The sequence below is a fragment of the Allobosea sp. 10N428 genome (assembly GCF_056394545.1).
Window position 1 is genome coordinate 1266053 of record NZ_JBFTIC010000001.1, and the last position, 22918, is coordinate 1288970.

At 67.5% G+C, this 22918-nt stretch carries 20 protein-coding genes; 11 read left to right on the forward strand and 9 right to left on the reverse strand.

Annotated elements, in window-relative coordinates; genetic code table 11:
- Positions 1-139: 139 nt before the first annotated feature.
- From AC1DDA_RS05870 to AC1DDA_RS05890, 5 genes are all read right to left on the reverse strand, one after another.
- Positions 140-634: a peptide deformylase gene (locus AC1DDA_RS05870; protein ID WP_476795003.1), complete on the reverse strand. Its 495-nt coding sequence runs from the start codon at positions 632-634 to the stop codon at positions 140-142.
- A gap of 13 nt (positions 635-647) precedes the next feature.
- Positions 648-2852, reverse strand: coding sequence for a 3-hydroxyacyl-CoA dehydrogenase NAD-binding domain-containing protein (locus AC1DDA_RS05875; protein WP_476795004.1), 2205 nt, complete (start codon positions 2850-2852; stop codon positions 648-650).
- 23 nt (positions 2853-2875) lie between these two features.
- Positions 2876-4084 (reverse strand): acetyl-CoA C-acetyltransferase, encoded by a 1209-nt coding sequence (locus AC1DDA_RS05880; RefSeq protein WP_441510840.1) that lies wholly within the window; start codon positions 4082-4084, stop codon positions 2876-2878.
- A 150-nt stretch (positions 4085-4234) separates the two neighbouring features.
- On the reverse strand, positions 4235-6031 hold the full coding sequence (locus AC1DDA_RS05885) for an acyl-CoA dehydrogenase C-terminal domain-containing protein (protein ID WP_476795005.1): 1797 nt from the start codon (positions 6029-6031) through the stop codon (positions 4235-4237).
- Between the two features lie 191 nt (positions 6032-6222).
- Positions 6223-6618, reverse strand: coding sequence for a MerR family transcriptional regulator (locus AC1DDA_RS05890; RefSeq protein WP_476795006.1), 396 nt, complete (start codon positions 6616-6618; stop codon positions 6223-6225).
- Between the two features lie 400 nt (positions 6619-7018).
- Between AC1DDA_RS05890 and AC1DDA_RS05895 the strand changes: the two genes are divergently transcribed.
- From AC1DDA_RS05895 to AC1DDA_RS05905, 3 genes are all read left to right on the forward strand, one after another.
- Entirely contained in the window at positions 7019-10384 is a 3366-nt protein-coding gene (locus tag AC1DDA_RS05895) for a hypothetical protein (RefSeq protein WP_476795007.1), read from the forward strand.
- Positions 10385-10563: 179 nt separating this feature from the next.
- The gene (locus AC1DDA_RS05900; protein ID WP_441510836.1) at positions 10564-11493 is read left to right on the forward strand and encodes a sulfite exporter TauE/SafE family protein; all 930 of its coding nucleotides are present in this window, start codon (positions 10564-10566) and stop codon (positions 11491-11493) included.
- Positions 11490-12260, forward strand: a complete 771-nt coding sequence (locus AC1DDA_RS05905; protein WP_441510835.1) for a TIGR02186 family protein — start codon at positions 11490-11492, stop codon at positions 12258-12260. The genes AC1DDA_RS05900 and AC1DDA_RS05905 overlap by 4 nt, the downstream gene beginning before the upstream one ends.
- 15 nt (positions 12261-12275) lie before the next feature.
- On the opposite strand, the gene AC1DDA_RS05910 is transcribed toward AC1DDA_RS05905, so the two are convergent.
- Complete coding sequence (locus AC1DDA_RS05910; RefSeq protein WP_476795008.1) at positions 12276-13484, reverse strand: molybdopterin molybdotransferase MoeA; 1209 nt, start codon at positions 13482-13484, stop codon at positions 12276-12278.
- Positions 13485-13700: 216 nt separating this feature from the next.
- Between AC1DDA_RS05910 and AC1DDA_RS05915 the strand changes: the two genes are divergently transcribed.
- The 3 genes from AC1DDA_RS05915 (at position 13701) to AC1DDA_RS05925 (ending at position 15563) form a co-directional block, all read left to right on the forward strand.
- A complete protein-coding gene (locus tag AC1DDA_RS05915; RefSeq protein WP_441510834.1) occupies positions 13701-13928 on the forward strand; it encodes a sulfurtransferase TusA family protein in 228 nt (75 codons plus the stop codon).
- A 29-nt stretch (positions 13929-13957) separates the two neighbouring features.
- Positions 13958-15073, forward strand: a complete 1116-nt coding sequence (locus AC1DDA_RS05920; protein ID WP_476795009.1) for an Mrp/NBP35 family ATP-binding protein — start codon at positions 13958-13960, stop codon at positions 15071-15073.
- 88 nt (positions 15074-15161) lie between these two features.
- A complete protein-coding gene (locus AC1DDA_RS05925; RefSeq protein WP_476795010.1) occupies positions 15162-15563 on the forward strand; it encodes an SRPBCC family protein in 402 nt (133 codons plus the stop codon).
- Between the two features lie 15 nt (positions 15564-15578).
- Here the strand turns inward: AC1DDA_RS05925 and mobA are convergent, their stop codons facing one another.
- Together mobA and AC1DDA_RS05935 are read right to left on the reverse strand one after the other, a co-directional pair.
- The gene (gene mobA, locus AC1DDA_RS05930) at positions 15579-16205 is read right to left on the reverse strand and encodes a molybdenum cofactor guanylyltransferase MobA (protein ID WP_476795011.1); all 627 of its coding nucleotides are present in this window, start codon (positions 16203-16205) and stop codon (positions 15579-15581) included.
- A 33-nt stretch (positions 16206-16238) separates the two neighbouring features.
- Positions 16239-16754, reverse strand: coding sequence for a DUF2478 domain-containing protein (locus AC1DDA_RS05935; RefSeq protein WP_476795012.1), 516 nt, complete (start codon positions 16752-16754; stop codon positions 16239-16241).
- 188 nt (positions 16755-16942) lie between these two features.
- Here AC1DDA_RS05935 and AC1DDA_RS05940 point away from each other — a divergent pair, with 188 nt between their 5' ends.
- The 3 genes from AC1DDA_RS05940 (at position 16943) to AC1DDA_RS05950 (ending at position 19845) form a co-directional block, all read left to right on the forward strand.
- Positions 16943-18199, forward strand: a complete 1257-nt coding sequence (locus AC1DDA_RS05940) for a peptide ABC transporter permease (RefSeq protein ID WP_441510829.1) — start codon at positions 16943-16945, stop codon at positions 18197-18199.
- A gap of 123 nt (positions 18200-18322) precedes the next feature.
- On the forward strand, positions 18323-19291 hold the full coding sequence (locus tag AC1DDA_RS05945) for a threonine ammonia-lyase (RefSeq protein ID WP_476795013.1): 969 nt from the start codon (positions 18323-18325) through the stop codon (positions 19289-19291).
- A 32-nt stretch (positions 19292-19323) separates the two neighbouring features.
- Positions 19324-19845, forward strand: coding sequence for a GNAT family N-acetyltransferase (locus tag AC1DDA_RS05950; RefSeq protein ID WP_476795014.1), 522 nt, complete (start codon positions 19324-19326; stop codon positions 19843-19845).
- An 18-nt stretch (positions 19846-19863) separates the two neighbouring features.
- Here AC1DDA_RS05950 and AC1DDA_RS05955 read toward each other — a convergent pair whose 3' ends face one another.
- The gene (locus tag AC1DDA_RS05955; RefSeq protein WP_441510827.1) at positions 19864-20175 is read right to left on the reverse strand and encodes a peptidoglycan L,D-endopeptidase MepK; all 312 of its coding nucleotides are present in this window, start codon (positions 20173-20175) and stop codon (positions 19864-19866) included.
- A 451-nt stretch (positions 20176-20626) separates the two neighbouring features.
- On the opposite strand from AC1DDA_RS05955, the gene AC1DDA_RS05960 reads away from it, so the two are divergent.
- Together AC1DDA_RS05960 and AC1DDA_RS05965 are read left to right on the forward strand one after the other, a co-directional pair.
- Positions 20627-21802 (forward strand): M20 aminoacylase family protein, encoded by a 1176-nt coding sequence (locus AC1DDA_RS05960; RefSeq protein ID WP_476795015.1) that lies wholly within the window; start codon positions 20627-20629, stop codon positions 21800-21802.
- A 9-nt stretch (positions 21803-21811) separates the two neighbouring features.
- Positions 21812-22915 (forward strand): NAD(P)/FAD-dependent oxidoreductase, encoded by a 1104-nt coding sequence (locus tag AC1DDA_RS05965; RefSeq protein ID WP_476795016.1) that lies wholly within the window; start codon positions 21812-21814, stop codon positions 22913-22915.
- Positions 22916-22918: the final 3 nt, after the last annotated feature.

Here is a 22918-nt window from a genome sequence, read left to right on the forward strand (position 1 = left end):
CGGACGCTAAGCGTCATTCTCGGGCGGAGCGAAGCTCTGACCCGAGGATCTCGGGCAAGACAACGCGCCAGAGCCTCCGCGTCATGAGATGCTCGGGTCAAGCCCGAGCATGACGGCCCGCACCCGAACGGTGCTCTTCCTATCCCCGCCGCAGCTTGTTGTAGCGCGCTGTCAACCTGTCGCGCTTCAGCCGCGACAGGCGGTCGATCCAGAAGATCCCGTCGAGCTGGTCGATCTCGTGCTGATGGCAGACTGCGAGGAGGCCCTCCGCCTCCTCTACATGTTCCGTTCCGTCGAGGTCGCGATAGCGCACCCGGACGCGGGAATAGCGCTCGATCTCATCTGTGACGCCCGGCATCGAGACGCTGCCCTCGACATGGCGGATGGTCTCGCGCGACACGCTGTCGAGGACGGGATTGACGTAGGTCCGGACCTCGCCCGGTGCCAGTTCCAGAACGACCAGCCGCGACAGAACGCCGATATGCGGCGCCGTGATGCCGATCCCTGGCGCGGCACGCATGCTGTCAAGCAGATCCGTCGCCAGTTCCCGCAGATCGGCATCGAAGCGCGTGACCGCCAGGGCAGCCACGCGCAGACGCGGATCGGGGAAACGCAAGATCGGGCGTACGGCCATGGCTGGCAGCCGCTCAGGCCGCCGCCTTCTTCTCTGCCGTGCCGTAGAAGCTCTCGCCGGTCTTGGCCATGCGCTTCAGCAGGCGGTTCGGCTTGAAGCGTTCGCCATGGGCCTTGGTCAGCTTCTCGCAGAGCTTCACGAAGGCGGCAGCGCCCATATTGTCGATGTACGAGAGCGTGCCGCCGGTGAAAGGAGCAAAGCCGAAACCGATGATCGAGCCGACATCGGCCTCGCGCGGATCGGTGACGACGCCTTCCTCATAGGTCTTCGCGGCTTCCAGCGCCTGCGTCACCAGGAGGCGGTGCTTCAGCTCCTCCATGTCGACGCTTTCGGGGTCGAGCCGCTTGCCGACGAGATCGGCGAGCCCCGGCCAGAGGCGCTTCGGCCCGGCTTCCGGATAATCGTAGAAGCCCTTGCGGTTCTTGCGGCCGAGACGGCCGTGCTTCTCGACCATGTCGGCGAGCAGCTTCTCCTGCGCCGGATCGACCGCGCCCTCTCCGAGCTGAGCCTTGGTCGCCTTCAGCACCTTGTAGGCCAAGTCGACCGCGACCTCGTCATTGAGCGAGAGCGGGCCGACCGGCATGCCGGCCTGCTTGCCGGCCGCCTCGATCATCGCCGGCGGCACGCCCTCCATCAGCATCAGATGGCCTTCGCGGATGTAGTTGCCGACACAGCGATTGGCGTAGAAGCCTCTGACGTCGTTGACGACGATCGGCGTCTTCTTGATCGCGCGGACATAGTCCAGCGCCATGGCGAGCGCCTTCTTGCCGGTCTTCTTGGCCATGATGACCTCGACCAGCAGCATCTTCTCGACCGGCGAGAAGAAATGGATGCCGATGAAGTTCTTAGGGCGCTGACTGGTCTCGGCGAGGCCGGTGATCGGCAGCGTCGAGGTGTTGGAGCCGAAGATCGTGCGCGGACCGACCACGGCCTCGACCTTGGCGATGACCTCGGCCTTGACCTTCGGGTCCTCGAAGACCGCCTCGACGATCAGGTCGCAGCCCTTGAGATCGGCATAATCGGCCGAGGCCTTGATGCGGCCGAGCAGCGCGTCGCGATCGGCGGTCTTGGCGCGGCCCTTCATGATCTGGTCGGAAACCAGCTTGTGCGAATAGGCCTTGCCCTTCTCGGCCGCCTCGATGTCCTTGTCGATCAGCACGACCTCCAGCCCGGCCTGCGCCGTGACATAGGCGATTCCGGCGCCCATGAAGCCGGCACCGACAACGCCGACCTTCTTGAGCTTCGACGGCGGCACATCGGCCGGGCGGCGGGCGCCCTTGTTCAGTTCCTGCATCGAGACGAAGAGCGAGCGGATCATCGAGGACGCCTCCTTCGTCCGGAGGATCTTGGCGAAGTAGCGGCTCTCGACCTTGAGGCCGAGATCGATCGGGAGCTGCAGCCCCTCATAGACCGCCGAGAGGATCGCGCGGGCGGCCGGGTAATTGTCGTTGGTCTCGCGGCGATAGATCGCGTTAGCCGGCGGCCAGATCTGCATGCCGGCGGGCGAATGCACCTTGTTGGAGGGCAGCTTGAAGCCCTTCTGGTCCCAGGGCTGGGTCGCCTGCGGATTGGCCTTGAGCCAGTCCTTGGCGTTCTGGACGATATCGGCGCGCGGCAGGACGGCATGGACGAGGCCGGAATTGCGCGCCGGCAGCGCCTTCACCTGTTCGCCCTTGAACATCATCTGGAGCGCGTCGCCGGTCTGCATCAGGCGTGCGACGCGCTGGGTGCCCCCGGCGCCCGGAAACAGCCCGACCTTGATCTCGGGCAGACCGACGCGGGTCGAGGCATCATCGGAGACGACACGATACTGGCAGGACAGCGAGAGCTCGAAGGCGCCGCCGAGGCAAACGCCGTGGATCGCGGCGGCGAAAGGTTTCCCGCAGGTCTCGAGCTTGCGATAGAGCAGCGAAAGCTTGCGGCTCTCGTCGAAGAAGCTCTGCATCGCGACCGCCTCGCCCTTCTCCCTGGCGAGCTTCACATAGAGATCGCGCAGGCCCTGGAGCATGGTGAGGTCGGCGCCACCCGAGAAGCTCTCCTTGCCGGAGGTGACGACGCAGCCCTTGATAGCCTCGTCAGCGGCGACCTTGTCGACGATCTGGTTCAGCTCTTCCATCACCTCGGGGGTGATAACGTTCATCGAGCGGCCCGGCATGTCCCAGGTCGCAACCGCGATGCCGTCGGCGTCGGTCTCGAAGCGGAAATTGGTGAGGTTCATGATCTCTCTCCCTGCCCTTCCGCTCAGACGCGCTCGATGATGGTTGCGACGCCCATGCCCACAGCGACGCAGAGCGTCACCAACGCGGTTTGCTTGTTCGTCCGCTCCAGCTCGTCGAGCACGGTGCCCAGCACCATCGCGCCGGTCGCCCCGAGCGGGTGCCCCATAGCGATCGCGCCGCCATTGACGTTCAGGATGGCGTCGTCGATGTCGAGCGCCTGCTGGTAGCGCAGCACGACCGAGGAGAAGGCCTCGTTCAGCTCGAAAAGATCGATGTCCTTCGTGGTCATGCCGGCCTTCTTGAGCACGCGCTCGGTCACATCGATCGGCCCGGTCAGCATCAGCGCGAGGTCGGAGCCGACTGTGGCGAAGGCCTTGATGCGGGCGCGCGGCTTCAGCCCTGCGGCCTTGCCGGCCCGCTTCGAGCCGACGAGCACGGCCGCCGCGCCGTCGACGATGCCGGAGGAATTACCGGCGTGGTGGACGTGGTTGATGAACTCGACATCCGGATGTGCGGCGGTCGCGACCGCATCGAACCCGCCCATCTCGCCCATTTGTACGAAGGAGGCCTTCAGCGCCGCAAGCGCCTGCATATTGGCGTCCGGCCGGATGGTTTCGTCGTGGTCGAGGATGGTGAGGCCGTTGACGTCGGTCACGGGGATCACCGAGTTCCTGAAGCGCCCTTCCTTCCAAGCCTGGGCGGCGCGCTGGTGCGAGCGGACGGCGAAGGCGTCGACATCGTCGCGCGAGAAGCCGTATTTCGTCGCGATCAGGTCGGCCGAGACGCCCTGCGGCATGAAATAGGTGTCGATCGCGACTGATGGGTCGACCGCGATGCCGAAGCCCGAGGCGCCCATGCCGATACGCGACATCGACTCCACGCCGCCGCCGATCGTCATCTCCTTCTGGCCGGACATGACCTGCGCGGCTGCGAGGTTCACCGCATCGAGGCCGGAGGCACAGAAGCGATTGATCTGCACGCCCGGCACTTCCTTGCCGTAGCCGGCCTTGAGCGCCACGGTGCGGGCGATGTCGGCGCCGGCCTCGCCGACCGGATCGACGCAGCCCATCACCACGTCCTCGACGAGGAGCGGATCGAGGCCATTGCGGTCCTTGATGGCGCGCAGGGTCTGGGTGCCGAGCTCGATCGCGGTCACTTCATGAAGCGAACCGTCCGCCTTGCCCTTGCCGCGCGGCGTGCGGACGTGGTCGTAGATGAATGCGTCTGCCATCGAGGGAACTCCCTGGCCTGCCGCGACCCGGCGGCTTTGTTTCCTGCCGGACGTCATGGTCGGGCTTGCCCCGACCATCTCCTCATCCAGCGAACTCATCAAGAGATGCCCGGGTCGAGCCCGAGCATGACGTGCCCTTGAGCCGCAGCCTCAGAACTGCTCGGGCGCCAGAGCCATGGTCGTGTCGGCCCCTGCGGTGATCCGCGCCAGATGCGCGGCGGTCTCCGGCAAGGTGCGCTCCATGAAGAAGCGGGCGGTGACGAGCTTGGCGCTCATCCGCTCGGTCGCGCCGTCGGCGCCGGCGTTGAGCTTCTCCAACGCCGCCTTGGCGATCTTCGCCCACATATAGCCGAGCGAGACCAGGCCGAGCAGATGCATGAAGTCATTCGCGCCGGCGCCGGCATTGTCCGGCTTGGCGAGCGCGTTGTTCATGAACCACATCGCTGCCTGTTGGAGGTGGCCGAGCGAAACCTGGAGAGGCCCGAGCAGGGGCTTCAGCGCCTCGTTCTCGGCATTCTCCTTGAGGAAGCCGCCGACCTCGTTGAAGAAGGCCATGATGCCGCGGCCGCCGTCGCGGCCGAGCTTGCGGCCGACGAGGTCCATCGCTTGCACGCCGTTGGCGCCCTCGTAGATCATGGCGATACGGGCATCGCGCACGAACTGCTCGACGCCGGTCTCGGCGATGTAGCCGTGGCCGCCGAACATCTGCTGCGCCTTCACCGCGTTGTCGAAGCCGATATCGGTGAGCACCCCCTTGAGCACCGGCGTCATCAGGCCGAGCTGGTCGTCGGCCGCCTGGCGCTCGGCGGCGTCGCCCGAGCGATGGGCGATATCGGATTGCAGCGCATTCCAGAGCACGAAGGCGCGCGCCGCCTCGTTGAAGGCCCTGATCGACATCAGCGTGCGGCGCACGTCGGGATGGACGATGATCGGATCGGCCGGTCCCGCAATGTTCTTGGGGCCGGTCAGCGAGCGGCCCTGCAGGCGCTCCTTGGCATAGACGACAGCGTTCTGGTAGGCGACCTCGGACTGGGCGAGGCCCTGGATGGCGACGCCGAGGCGGGCCTCGTTCATCATCACGAACATGGCGTTGAGGCCGCGATTCTCCTCGCCGACCAGCCAGCCCTGCGCGCCATCGTAGTTCATGACGCAGGTTGCGTTGCCGTGGATCCCCATCTTGTGCTCGATCGAGCCGCAGGAGACGTGGTTGTTCTCTCCGACGGAGCCGTCAGCGCCGACCTTGTTGCGCGGCACGACGAAGAGCGAGATGCCCTTGGTGCCGGCCGGCGCGCCCTCGATGCGGGCGAGCACGAGGTGGATGATGTTCTCGGTGATGTCCTGCTCGCCGGCCGAGATGAAGATCTTGGTGCCTGAGATGGCATAGGAGCCATCGCCGTTCGGCACGGCCTTGGTCTTGAGCAGCCCCAGATCGGTGCCGCAATGCGGCTCGGTCAGGTTCATCGTGCCCGACCATTTACCCTCGATCATCTTGGGCAGGTAGGCGCGCTTCTGCTCGTCCGAGCCATGAACGTAGAGCGCGGCGATCGCACCCATGGTCAGACCCGGATACATGGCGAAGGCCATGTTCGCAGCCGAAGCGTACTCGTTCATCACGGCGCCGAGCGTGTAGGGCAGGCCCTGGCCGCCATATTCCGGGTCCATGGCGAGGCCGATCCAGCCGCCGCCGGCATAGGCCTCATAGGCCGCCTTGAAGCCCTTCGGCGTGGTGACGCGACCGTCGGCGTGGCGCGTGCAGCCCTCCTGGTCGCCGGAGTAGTTGATCGGCTGGAGGACCTCCTCGCAGAGCTTCGCGCCCTCGCCGAGCACGGCCTCGATCACGTCCACGCTCGCATCGGCGAAGCCCGGCAGATTGTTGTAGCGCTCGATATTGAAAACGTCGTTGAGCAGGAAAAGCGTATCGTCGACGGGCGCCTTGTAGACCGGCATGTGGTCCTCCCTCTCGTCGCGGGCCGCTCGCCTCTGTTTGGGAGCGCCTCAATATAGTTCACATATAAACAATCTCATTCGACTTGCAACGGGTACACCGACATTTTGTCACTCTGCGGACGGAAACTGTCCATGCGGCAACAAAAAACCCCGGCAGAGCCGGGGTTTCATGAAGGCCGGTGCGGGAGCGATCAGGCCTTAGGCATACGGGACAGCGAGGCCTCGAGCTCGGTAATCGCGCTCTCGATCTCGGCGCGCTGGCTGCGCAGCAGATCGAGCTGCTCGACGATCTGGTCGCGGCTGAGCTGCAGCCCGCCGACATTGGCGGCCTTGTCGGCAGCACCCTTCTTGTCCTCGTTGGCGAGCATCGCGCGGATTTCGACGAGCGTGAAACCAAGCTGCTTGCCCTTGAGGATCAGCGCGAGGCGGGCGCGATCGCGAGGCGAATAGACACGCGCCATACCGGAGCGCGTCGGCGAGATCAGGCCGCGGGACTCGTAGAAGCGAAGGGTCCGGAGTGTGACGCCGAAATCGCGGGCAAGATCGCTGATGGTGTATTCGCCGGCCTCATCAGCTTGGGTAGGCATCGCGGAGCGGGCTTCGTGACTCGAAGAACCCGCCATAGCCAGATTTTGGCGTGACATGGAGGTTTCGTTCCTTTCGGTGATCGAATCGCTGTCCGTACGGCAGCGTCGATCGGGATACCTCCTCATAGGGAAGGCGCTATCGTTGCGTCAGGTAATACGTCCGTTTGCGGGGTAAGTTACCGTTACATCAGCGCCGGCAAAAGCCTCCCACGCGCCATTCGGAAAAAATTAACGGTCTCGAAGCCGTTTCTTAACCCGCTGTTTACCATGCCGGCCAAATGTCGGGAACGCGTATCGGCGTCGTCAACGTTGTTTTCACGACTGCCAAGGTTCGCGCGGGGGTGGCGGCATCAGGGGGCCGCGCCCACCGGGAGGCAGGGCCCCGTAGGCGAGCGAGAACATGGCCACCAGCTTGCCCTGGAGCGTCAAGGGCGTCGATCCCCGGACGCGCGACGCGGCAAAGGCGGCAGCTCGCCGCGCCGGCATGACGCTTGGCGAATGGCTCGACCACAAGATCCGCGACGAGAGCGAAGCCCCCGCGCCGGCTGACGCGATGCCCGAACAGCTCGACATCGCAGCCTTGTCCGAGCGGCTGGCACGTCTCTCGCTCGCGCAGACGGACACGGCGCCCCGCAAGGTCGACCCGGCGCCGTCGCGCTCGGAACTCAACGCCTTCATCGGCCAGGCCGCGAACATCGAGCGCATGACGCGCGAAGCCAGCAGCCGGACCGCCGGTGCTCTCGACTCGATCACGCGCTGGATCGAGAAGACCGAGGATCGTCTGTCGTCGAGCGAGCGCGGAGCCGCCGAGCGGCAGGAGCGCGCGACCAACGTTATCGCAGAAGCGATCAAGACGATGGGCGAGCGCATTGCCGAGATCGAGCGCCGCAGCCAAGAGGCCCAGAGCCGGACGGAACCGTCGCCACGCCTCGCCTTCAGCCGCGACGGACTCGAGGCGGCCGTCACTGACATCCGCACGCGCCAGCGCGTTCTCGACAACGAAGAGATCATTCCTTCGCCTTCGCGGGCGGCCAACGTCACGCCGGAACGCATTTCCGCACTGCGCGAGGATCTGCGCGAGCTTGGCTCGCGGCTGTCTTCGGAGGGCCGGCGCGCTGGGCAGCGCCCTGCAGCGCCGCAGCCACGCCAGCCTGACACCAGCGCGATCGAGAGCAAGATCGCCGCCCTGGCCGAGCGCCTCGACCGCTTCGACCGGCGCGACCAGTTCGAGCCGCTGCTCAAGCCGTTGACACGAATCGAGGCCGAGGTTTCCCGGCTATCGCAGGATCGGGCCGGCGACAGCTACCAGCGCTTCCAGCATGAGATCGCGCATCTGGCCGCCAAGGTCGACGCGCTGGCGGCGCGCGGGAGCGAGACGACCAATCTCGATCCCGTCCTGCGCGACATTGCCGAGTTGCGCAGCCTCATGCCGTCCGGCGGGCAGGATCATCGGCTCGACGATCTCTCCCAGCAGGTCGCTTCGCTGGGCTTCGAGATCGGCCGGCTGCGCGAAACCCAGCCGGACCTGCGGGAGATGCGCAATCTCTCGGCCGCGATCGAGGACGTTCGCAGCGCGGTCCTGACCAGCCGCCCGCAGGATTTCGACACCGCTCCCCTGACTTCGCTCGCAAGCCAGATCGACCTGCTGTCGCGCAAATTCGACGATGTCACCGCGCAGCGCCATGGCGACCATCTCGACAACCGCATCGACGCGCTGCAGCACCGCATCGAGCTGCTCGCGGAGCAGGGCCCGTCTGCCGTCACCCGCCAGATCGAAGCGCTGGCCGGCCGGATCGAGAGCCTGGCCGCGTCGAGCCAGCTCTCCCGCATGGTCGGGGCCGCCGAGTCCGCCGCGCCGGTCGATCTGAGCCCGATCGAACAGATGCTGCGCCATCTCGCCGACAAGATCGACGAGGCCGGAGCCCCCGGCGCCGGTGCGGAGTCCTTCGAAGCGCTGGAACAGCAGATTTCGGGCATCGCCTCCCGGCTGGACGAGGCGGCGGCGACCCGCTCGGCCGAGAACGGCATCGAGCGCACGCTGCAGGATCTGGTCGTCCATCTGCGCTCGATGCGCGAGGAAACGGCGGCCGAACGCGCGGCCCTCGTCCAGGCGGCCAGCACCTCGGCGCCGGGCAAGAGCATTGCCGAGCTGTCGAGCCTCGTCACCGGCATGCGCGACACCCATGTCTCGTCGGAGCGCCAGACCCAGGACGCGCTGGGCGCCGTCCATCTGTCGCTCGAGGCGATCATGGCGCGGCTCGCCGGCCTCGAAACCGAGCTGCAGGGCGAGCGCCGGAATGCGCCGCCGCTCCAGGCCCCTGCCGCCCGCAGCGAAACGCCTGCGGTCCGCGGGCCCGCATTCGGGGCCCGCGACCATGCCGGCCCCGCAGTCAGCGCGGCGGCGCAGGATCGCTTCGGCGCCTCGGCCGCGCCGGCTCTGGGCGAAGCCGGCCCCGCACTGCCGGGCGCGGCCTTCGACTTGCCGCTCGAGCCGGGTTCGGGTCGCCCGCGACCCGAAAGCGCCGCCAGCAGCGGACAGGACGCCCAATCGGTGCGGCAGAGCCTGATCGCTGCCGCCCGGCGCTCGGCCAAGGCCGCCAGCGAAGCCGCCGCCAGCGCTCCCGCAGCCGCCTCCGAACCCGCAGCGAAGAGCTCCGGCAAGCTCAAGGAGATCCTGGAGAAGCGCAAGCGCCCGCTGCTGCTCGGCCTCGCCGCGCTGATCCTGGCGATGGGCACGGCCCATGTCGTCACCGGCGTGATGCGTGGCGACGGCACCAAGACAGCGAGCACCGCGGCGCGTAGCCTGATCGCCCAGCCGGAAGCCTCGCCGGAGGGCGTGCAGACTCCGGCCAAGGACCCCGCTCCGGCCAAGGACCTTCCGCCTGCCAAGGACCAGTCCTCGGCGCTCTCGCCTGCACCGCTGGCAGCGCCGGCCAACCTGATTCCGGGCCAGGCCGTGCCGGATCAACCAGCCGCCGTCCCGCCGCCCCTCGTGACACCGGCGCCGGCCGCGGCACAGACGGAAGCCTCCGCGACCGTCACGCCCGAATCCGTTCAGAGCGTCACCGGGGTTGGCGATCTGCCGGCCGGCTTCGGCAGCGCCGGGCTGCGCAAGGCCGCCTTCGACGGCGATGCCCGCGCCGTCTTCGAGCTGGCGAGCAAAGCTGCCGACGGCCCCGCCGCGCAGCGCGACGCCAAGCTGGCGCTGCGCCTGTTCGAGCGCGCCGCCGTCGCGGGGCTCGCCCCCGCCCAGTTCCGCGTCGGCAACATGTTCGAGAAGGGCATCGGCACGCAGCGCGATCTCTCGCTGGCCCGGATCTGGTACCAGCGCGCCGCCGAGCGCGGCAACGCCAAGGCGATGCACAACCTCGCCGTGCTGCATGCCGAGGGCGTCTCCGGCAAGCCGGACTATGCCGCCGCGACGGAATGGTTCCGCCGCGCGGCCGAACTCGGCGTGCGCGACAGTCAATACAACCTCGCGGTTCTGCTCGGCCGCGGCCTCGGAGCGCCGACCGACCTCGCCCAGTCCTTCGTCTGGTTCTCGGTCGCCGCCAATCAGGGCGACGAGGACGCCGCCCGCAAGCGCGACGAGGTTGCCCAGCGCCTGAAGCCGGACGAGCTCGCTGCCGCCAGGACGACCGCCGCGAACTGGAAGCCCAAGACGCTGGATACGATCGCCAACGAGGTGGCTCCGCCGGCCAAGGGCTGGGACGCCGGTCCTACCGCGGCGGCGGCGGCCAAGCCGGCCAAGCCGGCGCGCAGCTGAGTCCAACGCGGCAGCGTCATCCTTTCGACGTGTTGACGCGGCAAGGAAAACGATAATCTTTTACGACGGGCCGATAGCGGCCCGTCTTCCATTTCAGCAACAACTTTTAACCTGGACGGTTCAGTCTGGGACAAATCGGTGCAGGCAAAGGCCATGCACCCGCCTTGCGAGGGGTAGTAGTGCAGATTTACCTGCCGATCGCCGAGCTTCCGATCAGCGTGCTGATGGTGCTCGGCCTGAGCGGCGCGGTCGGCTTCATCTCCGGCCTGTTCGGCGTCGGCGGTGGCTTCCTGCTCACCCCTTTGCTGATCTTTCTCGACATCCCGCCGGCGGTGGCGGTCGCGACCGTGGCGGCGCAGGTCGCCGGCTCCTCGATGACCGGCGTGCTGACCTATTTCCGGCGCAGGGCGCTCGATCTCAAGCTTGGCGGCGTCCTCGTCAGCGGCGGCATCGTCGGCACGGTGCTCGGCGTCCTGTTCTTCAACACGATGCGCCGGCTCGGCCAGCTCGAGCTCGTCATCACGCTCTCCTATGTCACGCTGTTCTCGATCATCGGCGGGCTGATGCTCTACGACGCCCTGCGCGCCATGCTGCGCGTGCGCGCCGGCAAGCCCGCGCGGCTGAAGCGGCGCGGCGGCATGCATCCATGGTGGATGGGCTTGCCCTTCCGCCAGCGCTTCTATCGTTCGGGGCTCTATTGCAGCGTGCTGCCGATCGCGCTGCTCGCCATCGTCATCGGCTTCATCGGCGCCGTGCTCGGCGTCGGCGGCGGCTTCATCCTGGTGCCGGGGCTGATCTACTTCTTCCGGATTCCGCCGGCCGTGGTGGTCGGCACCTCGCTCTTCCAGATCCTGGTGACCATGACAGGCGCGACCGTGCTGCACGCGGTCACCAACCAGTCGGTCGATCTCATCCTCGCCACGCTGCTGCTGGTCGGCGGCGTCATCGGCGCGCAGTTCGGCGGCCGGGCGGCGCGCAACCTCAACGTCGAATCGTTCCGGCTGCTGTTGGCGCTGCTGATCCTCTCGGTCGGCCTGCGCTTCGCCATCGAGCTCTTCATTCCGCCGACCGAACGCTTCTCGGTGGTCGTGCCGGAGAGCGCGCGATGATGCGGTTCCTCGCCCTCCTCGCGGCGTTCTCCGCCGGCTTCGCCGCGTCGAAGGCCCAGGCCGAGACCCTGATCGCGGCGATGTCGAGCCACCAGATCCAGATCACCTCGAACTACACCGGCAGCCAACTGACGGTCTTCGGCCTGGTCGAGCGCGACGGGCGCACGGTGGCGCGCGGCGATCCCTACGACATCATCGTCACCGTCCGCGGCCCCAGGCGCATGCTGCTGGTGCGCGAGAAGGAGCGCCTCGGCCCGATCTGGATCAACCGGTCGCAGCGCCGCTTCCCGGACAATCCGGTCTTCCTGCACGTCGCCAGCAACCGGCCAATCTCGGCCATGATGAGCCCCGAAACGGCGCGGCGCGGGCGCATCGGCCTCGCCAATGCCGAGCTGCCACAGGGGAATTGGGTCGACCTCGACCCCGGCTCGATCCGCTTCCGCGAAAGTCTGGTCAGGATCATGCAGAGCAAGGACCTGTACGGCTATGACGAGCGCGGCGTCACCTTCCTGTCGAACAGCCTGTTCAGCGCGCCGATCGACATCGCCGCCACCGCGCCGACCGGCTCCTATACCGTCGACATCGTTCTCTATTCCGGCGGCGTCCCACTGGCGCGCCAGCAGACGAATTTCGAGGTGATCAAGACCGGCATCGAGCAGCGGCTCGCTTCCGCGGCCTATGACTGGTCTTTGCTGTACGGCCTAGCGACCGTGCTGCTGGCGCTCTTCCTCGGTTGGAGCGCAAGCGTCATCTTCCGGCGCGATTAAGACGACCCGGCGGGCTCAACCCAGCAAACCGACATAAGGCAGGAAGGGCACGCTGCTGCCCTCCTCCAGCTGCTCGAGTTGCTCCGCCAGCACGACCAGCCCATCGGATTGCGCGAGCGAGGCGAGAGAGCCGGCCCCCTCGCCGGGATGCCTGCGCGCGATCACGGCGCCATCGTCGCGCCTTTCCAGCCAGGCGCGCAGGAACTCCCGGCGCCCAGGCTTTTTCCGATGCTCGAAGCCGGCCGTGACGGGAAAGACGATCGGCGCTTCGTCCACCGTGCCGGCAAGGCGCGCCAGCAGCGGCCGAGCAACGAACACAAACCCGACGAAAACCGCGACCGGATTGCCCGGCAGGCCGATGAAGGGCGTGCCGGCCGCCTCGCCGATGGCGATCGGCTTGCCCGGCTTGATCGCGACGCGCCAGAGGTCGAGCGAACCGCAGGCCGACAGGGCAGCCTTGACATGATCGGCCTCCCCGACGGAGACGCCGCCCGAAGTGACGACCAGATCGCAGGCGCCGGCGGCCGCGCGCAGGTGCCGCTCCAGCTCAGCGGGCTCATCACGCAGAATGCCGAGATCGACGACATCGGCGCCCGCCCGCGCCAACAGGGCACGCAGCATCGCCCGGTTGGCGTCGTAGATCGCCGCCGGTCTCAAGCGCTGCCCTGGCTCGGTCAGCTCGTCGCCCGTCGAGAACAGCGCGACGCGCGGGCGATGTCTGACCCGCACCCGTTCCAAACCCAAAGCGGCGAGCAACCCGAGATCCCGGGGCCGCAGGCGCCGGCCTGCCGGAAGAACCTCCTGCCCCCGGACGACATCCTCCCCCGCCCTGCGCAGATTGGCGCCGCGCTTCGATCGGGACGGCAGGATCACCTCGTCGCCACTCAGCGAGACATCCTCCTGCATCACGACCAAGTCGGCACCATCGGGCACAGGAGCGCCGGTGAAGACGCGCCAAGCGCCGCATCCGAGGGTGCCGGCCGGATCGCCAGCCGCCGTTCGGCCGAGGAGCGGCAGGCGGGTCTCGGCACCCTGCAGGAGGTCGGCATGGCGGACGGCATAGCCGTCGACCGCGGAATTCGCGAAGGGCGGCAAATCGATCGGCGCGACCACGGCTTCCGCCAGCACACGCCCATCCGCCTCGACGAGCGGCAGCTCGAGCACGCCCGGCACCGGCTCGGCGCAGGCAGCCGCGCGGCCTCCCGCCTCGTCGAGGGAGATCAATCCGATATCCCCTCCTGGTCCGCCCCGCCTACCCGTCACGGCACTCGTCCTTTCCGGAGCTGCGCCCGTATCGCCACCCCGGCGCGCTTGGGTCCGTTGCACCTTCATCCTCGCCCAAACGAGGCCGGTCAAGCATGCGGCATGGCGCGTGGTTGCTCCCACCCGAACAGCCGTCCTATGAAGCGGCGACGACAACGGCCCAGTGGGCGCGAGACCATGGACACCATTCCGCTCGATCTGCGTGGCCTGAAATGCCCGCTTCCGGTGTTGCGGGTGCGCAAGGCCCTGAGCACGGCGCAGGCCGGCGCCCTGCTCGTCGTGCATTGCACCGACCCGATGGCGGCGATCGACCTGCCCAACCTCGCGCGCGAAACCGGCGATGTCATCGAGCGGCAGGGGGATGCGGACGGCGCCATCGTCTTCCATATCCGCAAGGCGGCCTAGCGCCGCGCCAGCGAACGGAGTTCAACGACGTGACCGTCTCCCAAGCCGATGTCCTGCGGGCACTCGAACTGGTGAAGCTGCCGGCAAGCGGGCAATCGCTCGCCGCATCCGGCCGCATCGGCGATATCCTCGTCGACGGCGGCAAGGTGATCTTCGCGATCGGCATCGACCCGACCGAGGCCAGCGCGATGGAGCCGGTCCGCAAGGCCGCAGAAAGCGCCGTCAGCGGCCTGCCGGGCGTCACCCAGGTGCTCGTCGGGCTGACCGCCGACAAGGCGCCTCCATCGGCCGGAATGCAGGCGCGCCAGCAGGCGCAGCGGCCCGGCCCCGGCGGCGCACCGAAGCCGGCCGGCGTGCCGGGGGTGAAGCAGATCATCGCGGTTGCCAGCGGCAAGGGCGGCGTCGGCAAGTCGACCACCGCGGCCAATCTCGCCGTGGCGCTCTCGACGCTCGGCCTCAAGGTCGGCGTGCTCGATTCCGATATCTACGGCCCGTCCATGCCGAAGATCTTCGGCATCACCGGCAAGCCGCAGATCGTCTCCGGGCGTACCCTCGCGCCGATGGATGCCTATGGGCTGAAGGTGATGTCGATCGGCTTCCTCGTCGACGAGGAGACGCCGATGATCTGGCGCGGGCCGATGGTGATCTCGGCGATCACCCAGATGCTGCGCGAGGTCGCCTGGGGCGAGCTCGACGTGCTCGTCGTCGACATGCCGCCCGGCACCGGCGATGCCCAGCTCACCATGGCGCAGCAGGTGCCGCTGGCCGGCGCCGTCATCGTCTCGACGCCGCAGGATCTCGCCTTGCTCGATGCGCGCCGCGGCGTCGCCATGTTCAGGAAGGTCGCGGTGCCGATCCTCGGCCTCGTCGAGAACATGAGCTATTTCATCTGCCCGGAATGCGGACACCAGTCCGACATCTTCGCCCATGGCGGCGCGCGGCACGAAGCCGAGCGGCTGCACATCCCCTTCCTCGGCGAGATTCCGCTCGCCATGCCGATCCGCGAGACCTCGGACGGAGGCCGCCCGATCGTCGCCAGCGATCCGCAGAGCCCCCATGCCAAAGCCTATGTTGCGCTGGCACGGCAGGTCCAAGCCGGCCTCGGGGGGGCCATGAGAGCAGCGCCGCGCATCGTCATCGAGTGATAGCGATTCAAGCAAGGCGCTTCCCGCCCGACGCTTGACAGCGCGTTCGTTTTGTTCTTCTTTTGTTCTGGATGAAGGAGTAACGGGGATGGCGATCCAGCGCGCCCGGCATATCGGCATCGGCGTCGATCGGCCGGTGGAGGAGGTCTATGCCTTCCTGGCCGAGCCGGAGAATTTCCCACAATGGGCGGAGGGTCTCGGCCACAGCTTCGTGCATGTCGAGGGCATGACCTGGCGCGCCGAAACCCCGATGGGGCCGATGCGCATCCTGTTCAGCGAGCCGAACCGCCACGGTGTGCTCGACCATGCGGTGGTCCCCGAGCACGGCCCGGCCATGCACAATCCGATGCGGGTGGTAGCGAATGGCGACGGTGCCGAGATCGTCTTCACGCTGTTCCAGCGTGACGGCATGTCCGACGACGAAATGGCCGCCGATGCGGGCATGATCGCGCGGGATCTCGCGGCGCTGAAGGCGCTGCTGGAACGCTGACCGCCGCCGCGATGGCTAGCTCAGCAATCGTGCGAGCCGCCCCGCCTCGCGCAGGTCGCCCGGCGTGTTGACGTTGAAGAACGGATCGAGGGGTCCCGCAGCCCATTCCGCGACGGCAACGCCGTGCTCCTGCGTCCAGCGGCTGATTTTCCGCTCACCGGCCGCGAGCGCCTGCCGCAAATCCTCCCGCAGCCGGACCGGCCAGAGGCCGATGGCGTGATGCGCCTGCCCGGCCGAGGCGGCGCAGGCCAGCGGGACTTGGGCCGCGATCCGGGCTTCATGCAGGCGCCGGGCGAGATCGTTCGGGATGAAAGGCGTATCGGCCGCGACGCTCAGCAGCCATTCCATTTCCGGCCGATGCTCGGCCAGCCAGTCGAGGCCGGCGAGGATACCCGCAAGGGGACCGGCGAAGCCCGGCACGGTATCAGCGACCACCGGCATGCCGAAGGCCGCGAAGCGCGCCGGGTCGCCATTGGCGTTGAGGACGAGGCCATCGCATTGCCCGCGAAGCCGTTCGATCACATGGGCAAGGATCGGCCTGCCGGCGAGCAGTTCGAGCGGTTTGTCACCTCCGCCCATCCGACGTGCGAGACCGCCTGCGAGAACGAGGCCGAACGTGGAAGGCAGCATCGGGGTCGTCATGCCGACACGCCTCGGATCTGTGTCAGGGCAGCGTCAGGCCGCAAGCCGGATCGCATCGCCGAGCCATCGTTCGACCGCCGCCATATCCGCAGCCAGTTCGACCCAGTCGTCTCCGGCGAAATCGCGCCATGCCGGCAGGAAGTCGCGGCGCACCGCGAGCAACACGGGCAGGCCCGCCATCACGGCATTGGCGATCTCATGGCGCAACCCTTCGCCGAGCGCTTCCTGCTTGCCGAACTTGTTGACCATGACGAGATCGACGCGCTCTGCCAATGCGCCGGCGAAAACCGCTGCAGCTGCGGCGAGCCCGGCGGCATCGAGATGGCAGCCGGCGGCACCCGCGCCGAGATCCTGGCTGATCGGAAAGCGATGGCCGCTGCCGAGATCCTCCAGCGACATCGCCATGCAGCGATCGTCGCAGGCTGCGTCATTGTGCTGAACCACCCCGCCAAGCCGCAGGCCGCGCCGCTTCAACTGCGTCGCCACGTCCTGCATGAAGGCGTCGATCGGGAAACCGCTCGTATAGGGGATGGCAGCCAGCATGGTCATGCCGGATTCCTCTCACGAACGCTCCCCAGGCGCCAGAGGCACCGGCGCCGCGGGTTCATTCCCCGCGTGAGAGATGCCGGCGCAGTGTTGCGCCGCACCTACAGTCGCGCGCCCGCACTCTCGCTAGGGTGGCATCGGTTCGTTTCGGGCAACCGGGCGAGCTGCCGCCTATCACCCCGCCGGAACGCATGATCCGCAACAACGCTCAAGCTCCGCTCGACCCGGCCACCGATGCCGCGCTGCTGCTGCGGCGCATCGGCTTCGGCACGCTCGCGCTCGTCCTGCCTCTGGCCGCGCTGGTCTCGCGCCGCGCCGCCGTCGTCCTCGTGCCGATCGGCATCGCATTGCTGATCATCGCGATGCTGATCGAGGAGCCCGCCAAATTCGTCGGCTCCCTCAAGGGAGCCGTTTTCAGCCGACCGGGACTGATCCTGCTCGGCCTCGTGGCCTGGGCGCTGCTCTCGCTGGTATGGAGCCCCTTCCCCACCTCGGCCGCCGAAAAAGCCGGCAATCTGATGCTCGCCGTCGTGCTCGGCTTCACCGGGTTGTCGGCGCTTCCGGAACGGATGCGCTCCTCGAATCTCAACCTTTCTCCCCTGGGCACCGGCAGCGCCGGCATGTTCGCGCTCGGGCTGATCATCATCGCGGCGCTGCGGCACGCGGAGACGCCGCCAGGCGCCGTCGAGCGCGGCGTCTCGATCATCCTGATCACCGCCTGGCCGGCTCTCGCCTGGCTGCTGTCGCGCGAACGCGGGATGAGCGCGCTCGGCCTCGCCCTCGTCGTGGCGCTGCTGGCGCTGACGCGGTTCGATGACGGCGAAACGGTCGCGATGCTCTTCGGCGCAGTTGCCTTCGGCGCGGTCACCGCCAGCCGCGAGCGGGCCGCGCAGGTGATCGCAACCATCATCGCCGGGCTGATGCTGTTCGCCCCCCTCCTCCCGTTCCTGCTCGCGCCACTGGTTTCCGTACTGCCGGACAGCGCCGACGATTTCGCGCAGATGCTGTCGATCTGGGCGGATGTCATCCGGCAATCGCCGATCGAGCTCATCACCGGCCACGGGCTCGATACCGTGGTCCGCGACCAGCTCAGGGGCATGTTGCCGCAGCCCGCGCCGGCCACCCTGCTCTTCGAGACCTGGTACGAGCTCGGCCTCGTCGGCGCTGCGGCCGCTGCCGCCTGCCTGTATTTCGCCATCCGCGCCGCCGGCCGCATGCCGGGCGCGCTGGCGGCCGGCGGCGTCGCTGCCTTCACCACCGCTTTCGCGCTCGCCGTCTTCGGCTTCGCGCCACTGCTGCCATGGTGGCTGATGACGCTGACCGCCGTGGTGCTGCTGTTCGGCGCCATCGCCCGCGGCCAATACCGCACCGACAGGCCCGCGGTGCCGCTGCCGATGCGCTCGACCGGCCGCTCGCGCCCCAAGGCGGGCGAGCCGCCGGCGGACTGACTTATCCCCCTGTCGGATATCGGCGAGGCGCAGCGCGCCTCTCGTGCTTGACTGCCCTGCGCCCGACGCGCTCTCGTGCGGCATGGAAGGCTACCGCGTAGCCGGGAGAGGACAGAAGCGCCCATGCCGTTCGACGTTACCCTCGCCGATATCCAGGCCGCAGCCGGGCGCATCGCCGGCAAGGTCCGCCGCACGCCGACCTATTACAGCGCCGGCTTGTCCGAGCGGCTCGGGGTCGAGACTTGGGTGAAGGTCGAGAGCCTGCAGCTCGGCGGCTCGTTCAAAGTCCGTGGCTGCTACAACAAGCTGATGGGGCTGAGCGAAGCCGAATTGAAGCGCGGCGTCGTCACCGTCTCGGGCGGGAATCATGCCATCGCAGTGTCGCTCGTCGCCCGCTCCATGGGGGCCCGCGCCCTCGTCCTGATGCCCAAGGCGACGCCCGCGCTCAACATCCAGCTGACGCAACAGGCGGGTGGCGAGGTCGAGCTCTGCGAGGATTCCGTCGCCGCCTTCGCCAAGGCCGAGGATTACGCCCGGCAAGGCATGGTCCATGTTCATTCCTATGACGATCCGGCGATCATCGCCGGCCATGGAACGCTCGGCCTCGAACTCGCCGCCGATGCCGGGGGGCGGCTCGACCATGTTTTCGTCTCGATCGGCGGTGGTGGCCTCTCGGCCGGCGTCGGCGCGGCGCTCAAGGGCTTGGATCCGGCCGTAAGGCTGCACGGCGTCGAGACCGAGGGCGCGACCACGATGACCCAGGCGCTCGCCGCCGGCCAGCCGGTCGCGATCCGCCCGACCTCGATCGCGCGCACGCTCGGCGCTCCCTTCGCGACGGAACGCACCATGGCCGCGGCCCGCCAGTTCCTTGAGGAAATCGTCCTGGTGTCGGACGCGGAAGCTGTTCGCGAACTCGTCTGGGTGCTCCAGAATGGCCGCGTGCTGCTGGAGCCCGCTGCGTCCTGCGTGGTCGCGGCCGCGCTGGCGCGGAAGGGAACGTTCCGCCCCGGAGAGCGCGTCTGCCTCGTGCTCTGCGGATCGAACGTCGCGCTGGACGATATCGCGCGCTGGCGCACCGAATTCGCCGTCTAGCGCGGCCGGCAGCGCGGCTCTAGAAGCCGCGCATGAGCCACCATCCCGTTCCAACGCTGCAGACGCAGCGCCTGACGCTGAGGCCGATGGCCGAAGCGGATTTTCCCGCCTATGCCGCGTTTCTGGCGTCGTCTCGCTCCACGGGAATGGGCGGCCCCTACGCGACGCGGCAGGCCTGGGGCATGTTCTGCCACGACATCGCCTGTTGGTCGCTGTTCGGGCACGGCGCGCTGATGATCGAGCTCAGACTGACCGGTGCCTCCATCGGGCAGGTCGGCATCAATGACGGCCCGCTCTTCCCGGAGAAGGAACTCGGCTGGCTGCTCTATGCCGGCCATGAAGGGCATGGCTATGCCACCGAAGCTGCCCGTGCCTTGCGGGATTGGGCGACACGGAAGCTGAAGCTTTCCAGCTTGGTGAGCTATGTCGCGCTTGGCAACGCCACATCGATCGCGGTGGCGGAACGGCTTGGAGCGGTGCGCGATACGCTCGCCGACAGACCCGATCCAAACGATCTGGTCTATCGGCATGCGCTCGGCGTCACCGCCTGCTGAGGACGCCGGAAAGCGCCATCAGTTGCTGTTGCGCGCGACCCTGGCATAGCGGCTGCGCTTGCTGGCGTAAGCGTAGCGGCTGCGCTTGTGGCCGTGCCAGGAGATCTCGAGCGCGCCGACATCGGCGTGGACGAGGCCGTTCGAATAAGTGCCGACCCCGCCGACATTGGCGAGCGAGCGTGCCGCTGCCGCAGCCTTGCGCGCCGAGGCCGCCAGCGGCCGGAAGTCGACCGCCCTGCCGCTGTAGTGCTGCGAGTTGCGCGCATGACGGCCACCACAGGTCGAGGTGATCTGGATGGGACCGATCTTCGCGACGAGTTCGGCGATCATCGCCTTCGTCTCGGGCTTCAGACAGCCCAGACCTTTGACCTGCGGCTGAAAGGAGATTTTCTCGGGAGCAATGTCAGCCAGAGCGACCGAAGGCAAGAAACCAAAAACAAACGCAAGCAACGACAAGCGACGCATCATCTACCAGACATGTAAGGGGAAATTTGGAAGGATCAGGCCAGATATTCTCGATGGCCAGAGCGAAGGATGCCTGAGCTATTCGTCAAGGAAGGCCAAATCATGGCTTGGGCCTTTCCGGAGTATTTCGCGGCCGTAACCAAGATCGCTCCCGCCCGTTTGCCGGCGGACGATTATCTTCCAGAAGGCATCTCGCCATTCCGCCAAAGCCCGCCCCCTGCGCGCTGCCGGCTTGGACAGGGAGGCCTGGGCTGGGCTAGCGTGCCGGACGGCACCCGCTTTCTGCGCGGTCGCCCCATGCATCTCAGAGGATACGATGCCCAAGACCGACCTCATTGCGGCGCTGACCCCCGAAATCACCGCGATCCGCCGCGACATCCATCGCCACCCCGAGTTGATGTACGACGTTCACCGGACCGCGGGTCTCGTGGCCGAAAAACTGAAGGAATGGGGCGTCGACGAGGTGGTGACGGGCATCGGCCAGACCGGCGTCGTCGGCGTCATCAAGGGCAAGAACCAGGATTCCGGCAAGGTGATCGCCATGCGCGCCGACATGGACGCGCTGCCGATCCATGAGGAGACCAATCTCGAGCATCGCTCGACCATCCCCGGCAAGATGCATGCCTGCGGCCATGACGGGCACACCGCCATGCTGCTCGGCGCCGCGAAGTACCTGACCCAGACCCGCGACTTCGACGGCACTGCCGTGCTGATTTTCCAGCCCGCCGAAGAGGGCGGCGCCGGCGCCAAGGCGATGATCGATGACGGGCTCATCACCCGCTTCGGCATCCAGGAAGTCTACGGCATGCACAACAAGCCGGGCATCCCGGTCGGCCGCTTCGAAATCGCAAAGGGGCCGGCCATGGCCGCCGCCGACCGCATCCACATCAAGATCGAAGGCAAGGGCGGACATGCGGCGGCGCCGCACAACGTCAACGACCCGATCGTCGCCTCCTGCGCGCTGGTCAGCGCCCTGCAGACGGTCGCCTCGCGCAATGCCGACCCGCTCGAGTCGATCGTCGTCTCCGTGACCGCGCTCAATGCCGGCGAGGCTTTCAACGTCATTCCGCAGACGGCCGAGATCAAGGGCTCGGTCCGCACGCTGACGCCGAAGATCCGCGAGCTCGCGCAGAAGCGCATCACCGAGATCGTCGACGGCGTGATGAAGGCTTTCGGCATGAAGTACGAGCTGGAATACCATCTCGGCTATCCCGTCACCTTCAACCATGCCGGCCAGACCGACTTCGTCACCAGCGTGACCAAGGAGATCTTCGGCACCGACGCGATCAAGACCGACATCCCGCCGACCATGGGCTCGGAAGATTTCTCCTATATGCTGGAGGAGCGCCCGGGTGCCTTCATCAATATCGGCAACGGCGACTCGGCGGGCCTGCATCACCCGGCCTATGAGTTCAACGACGCGGCGATCCCGGTCGGCGTAAACTACTGGACGAGCCTGATCGAGATCGCCATGCCGCAGCGCGCGGCCTGACGACCGAAGATGAGCGACATCGATTGCCTTGTGATCGGGGCCGGCGTCGCCGGCCTCGCGGTAGCCCGCGAACTGGCGCTCGCCGGGCGCGAGGTCGTCATCGCCGAAGCGGCCGAGGGCATCGGCACCCAGACCTCGGCGCGCAACTCCGAGGTCATCCATGCCGGGATCTACTATCCGCCCGGCTCGCTGAAGGCGCGCGCCTGCGTCGAAGGCCGCAAGAAGCTCTACCGCTATCTGGAAGAGCGCGGCCTGCCGCACAAGGCCTGCGGCAAGCTGATCGTCGCCACCTCCGAAGCCCAGAAGCCGGCCCTGGAGACGATCATGGCCCGCGCGCAGGCGTCCGGCGTCAATTCGCTGCGCTGGCTCTCCGGCACTGATGCGAAAGCGATGGAGCCGGAGGTGCGCTGCGAGATCGCCCTGCTCTCACCCGAGACCGGTGTGGTCGACAGCCATGCGCTGATGCTCTCGCTGCTTGGCGAGTGCGAGGCGGCCGGCGGTTCGCTCGCGCTCAACACGCCGATCACCGGCTGGCGGCGCGAGGCGGAAGGCTTCAGCGTCGATTTCGGCGGCGCCGATCCGGCGACCTATACGGCGCGCACCGTCGTCAATTCAGCGGGACATGGTGCACCGAAGCTGCTGGGCCTGCTCGAAGGCTTTCCAGCCGAGCATGTGCCGGTCCAACACTATGCCAAGGGCAACTACTTCGCCCTAACCGGCAAGCAACCCTTCACGCATCTTGTCTACCCGGTGCCGGAAGCTGCCGGCCTCGGCATCCACGCCACCATCGACATGGGCGGGCGCGTCAAGTTCGGCCCCGATGTTGAGTGGGTGGAAAACGACCAGGACCTCGTCGTCGATCCCAAGCGGGCGGAGAAGTTCTACGCTGCGATCCGGACCTATTGGCCTGCACTGCCGGACGATGCGCTCGTCGCCGACTATGCCGGCATCCGGCCGAAGCTGCATGGGCCGACCGAACCGATGCCGGATTTCCGCATCGACGGTCCCGAGATTCACGGCGTACCGGACCTCGTCAATCTGCTCGGCATCGAAAGCCCGGGGCTGACGAGTTCGCTGGCGATCGCGGAGATGGTGGGGGAGAAACTGGCGTAGGTC

Coding starts and splice junctions, on each gene's coding strand:
- AC1DDA_RS05945 (WP_476795013.1), top strand. CDS start 18,323: ATGCCGTTCGACGTTACCCTCGCCGATATCCAGGCCGCAGCCGGGCGC.
- AC1DDA_RS05875 (WP_476795004.1), bottom strand. CDS start 2,852: ATGAACCTCACCAATTTCCGCTTCGAGACCGACGCCGACGGCATCGCG.
- AC1DDA_RS05940 (WP_441510829.1), top strand. CDS start 16,943: ATGATCCGCAACAACGCTCAAGCTCCGCTCGACCCGGCCACCGATGCC.
- AC1DDA_RS05880 (WP_441510840.1), bottom strand. CDS start 4,084: ATGGCAGACGCATTCATCTACGACCACGTCCGCACGCCGCGCGGCAAG.
- AC1DDA_RS05925 (WP_476795010.1), top strand. CDS start 15,162: ATGGCGATCCAGCGCGCCCGGCATATCGGCATCGGCGTCGATCGGCCG.
- AC1DDA_RS05870 (WP_476795003.1), bottom strand. CDS start 634: ATGGCCGTACGCCCGATCTTGCGTTTCCCCGATCCGCGTCTGCGCGTG.
- AC1DDA_RS05965 (WP_476795016.1), top strand. CDS start 21,812: ATGAGCGACATCGATTGCCTTGTGATCGGGGCCGGCGTCGCCGGCCTC.
- AC1DDA_RS05915 (WP_441510834.1), top strand. CDS start 13,701: ATGGACACCATTCCGCTCGATCTGCGTGGCCTGAAATGCCCGCTTCCG.
- AC1DDA_RS05960 (WP_476795015.1), top strand. CDS start 20,627: ATGCCCAAGACCGACCTCATTGCGGCGCTGACCCCCGAAATCACCGCG.
- AC1DDA_RS05895 (WP_476795007.1), top strand. CDS start 7,019: ATGGCCACCAGCTTGCCCTGGAGCGTCAAGGGCGTCGATCCCCGGACG.
- mobA (WP_476795011.1), bottom strand. CDS start 16,205: ATGACGACCCCGATGCTGCCTTCCACGTTCGGCCTCGTTCTCGCAGGC.
- AC1DDA_RS05905 (WP_441510835.1), top strand. CDS start 11,490: ATGATGCGGTTCCTCGCCCTCCTCGCGGCGTTCTCCGCCGGCTTCGCC.
- AC1DDA_RS05890 (WP_476795006.1), bottom strand. CDS start 6,618: ATGCCTACCCAAGCTGATGAGGCCGGCGAATACACCATCAGCGATCTT.
- AC1DDA_RS05885 (WP_476795005.1), bottom strand. CDS start 6,031: ATGCCGGTCTACAAGGCGCCCGTCGACGATACGCTTTTCCTGCTCAAC.
- AC1DDA_RS05935 (WP_476795012.1), bottom strand. CDS start 16,754: ATGACCATGCTGGCTGCCATCCCCTATACGAGCGGTTTCCCGATCGAC.
- AC1DDA_RS05955 (WP_441510827.1), bottom strand. CDS start 20,175: ATGATCGCCGAACTCGTCGCGAAGATCGGTCCCATCCAGATCACCTCG.
- AC1DDA_RS05950 (WP_476795014.1), top strand. CDS start 19,324: ATGAGCCACCATCCCGTTCCAACGCTGCAGACGCAGCGCCTGACGCTG.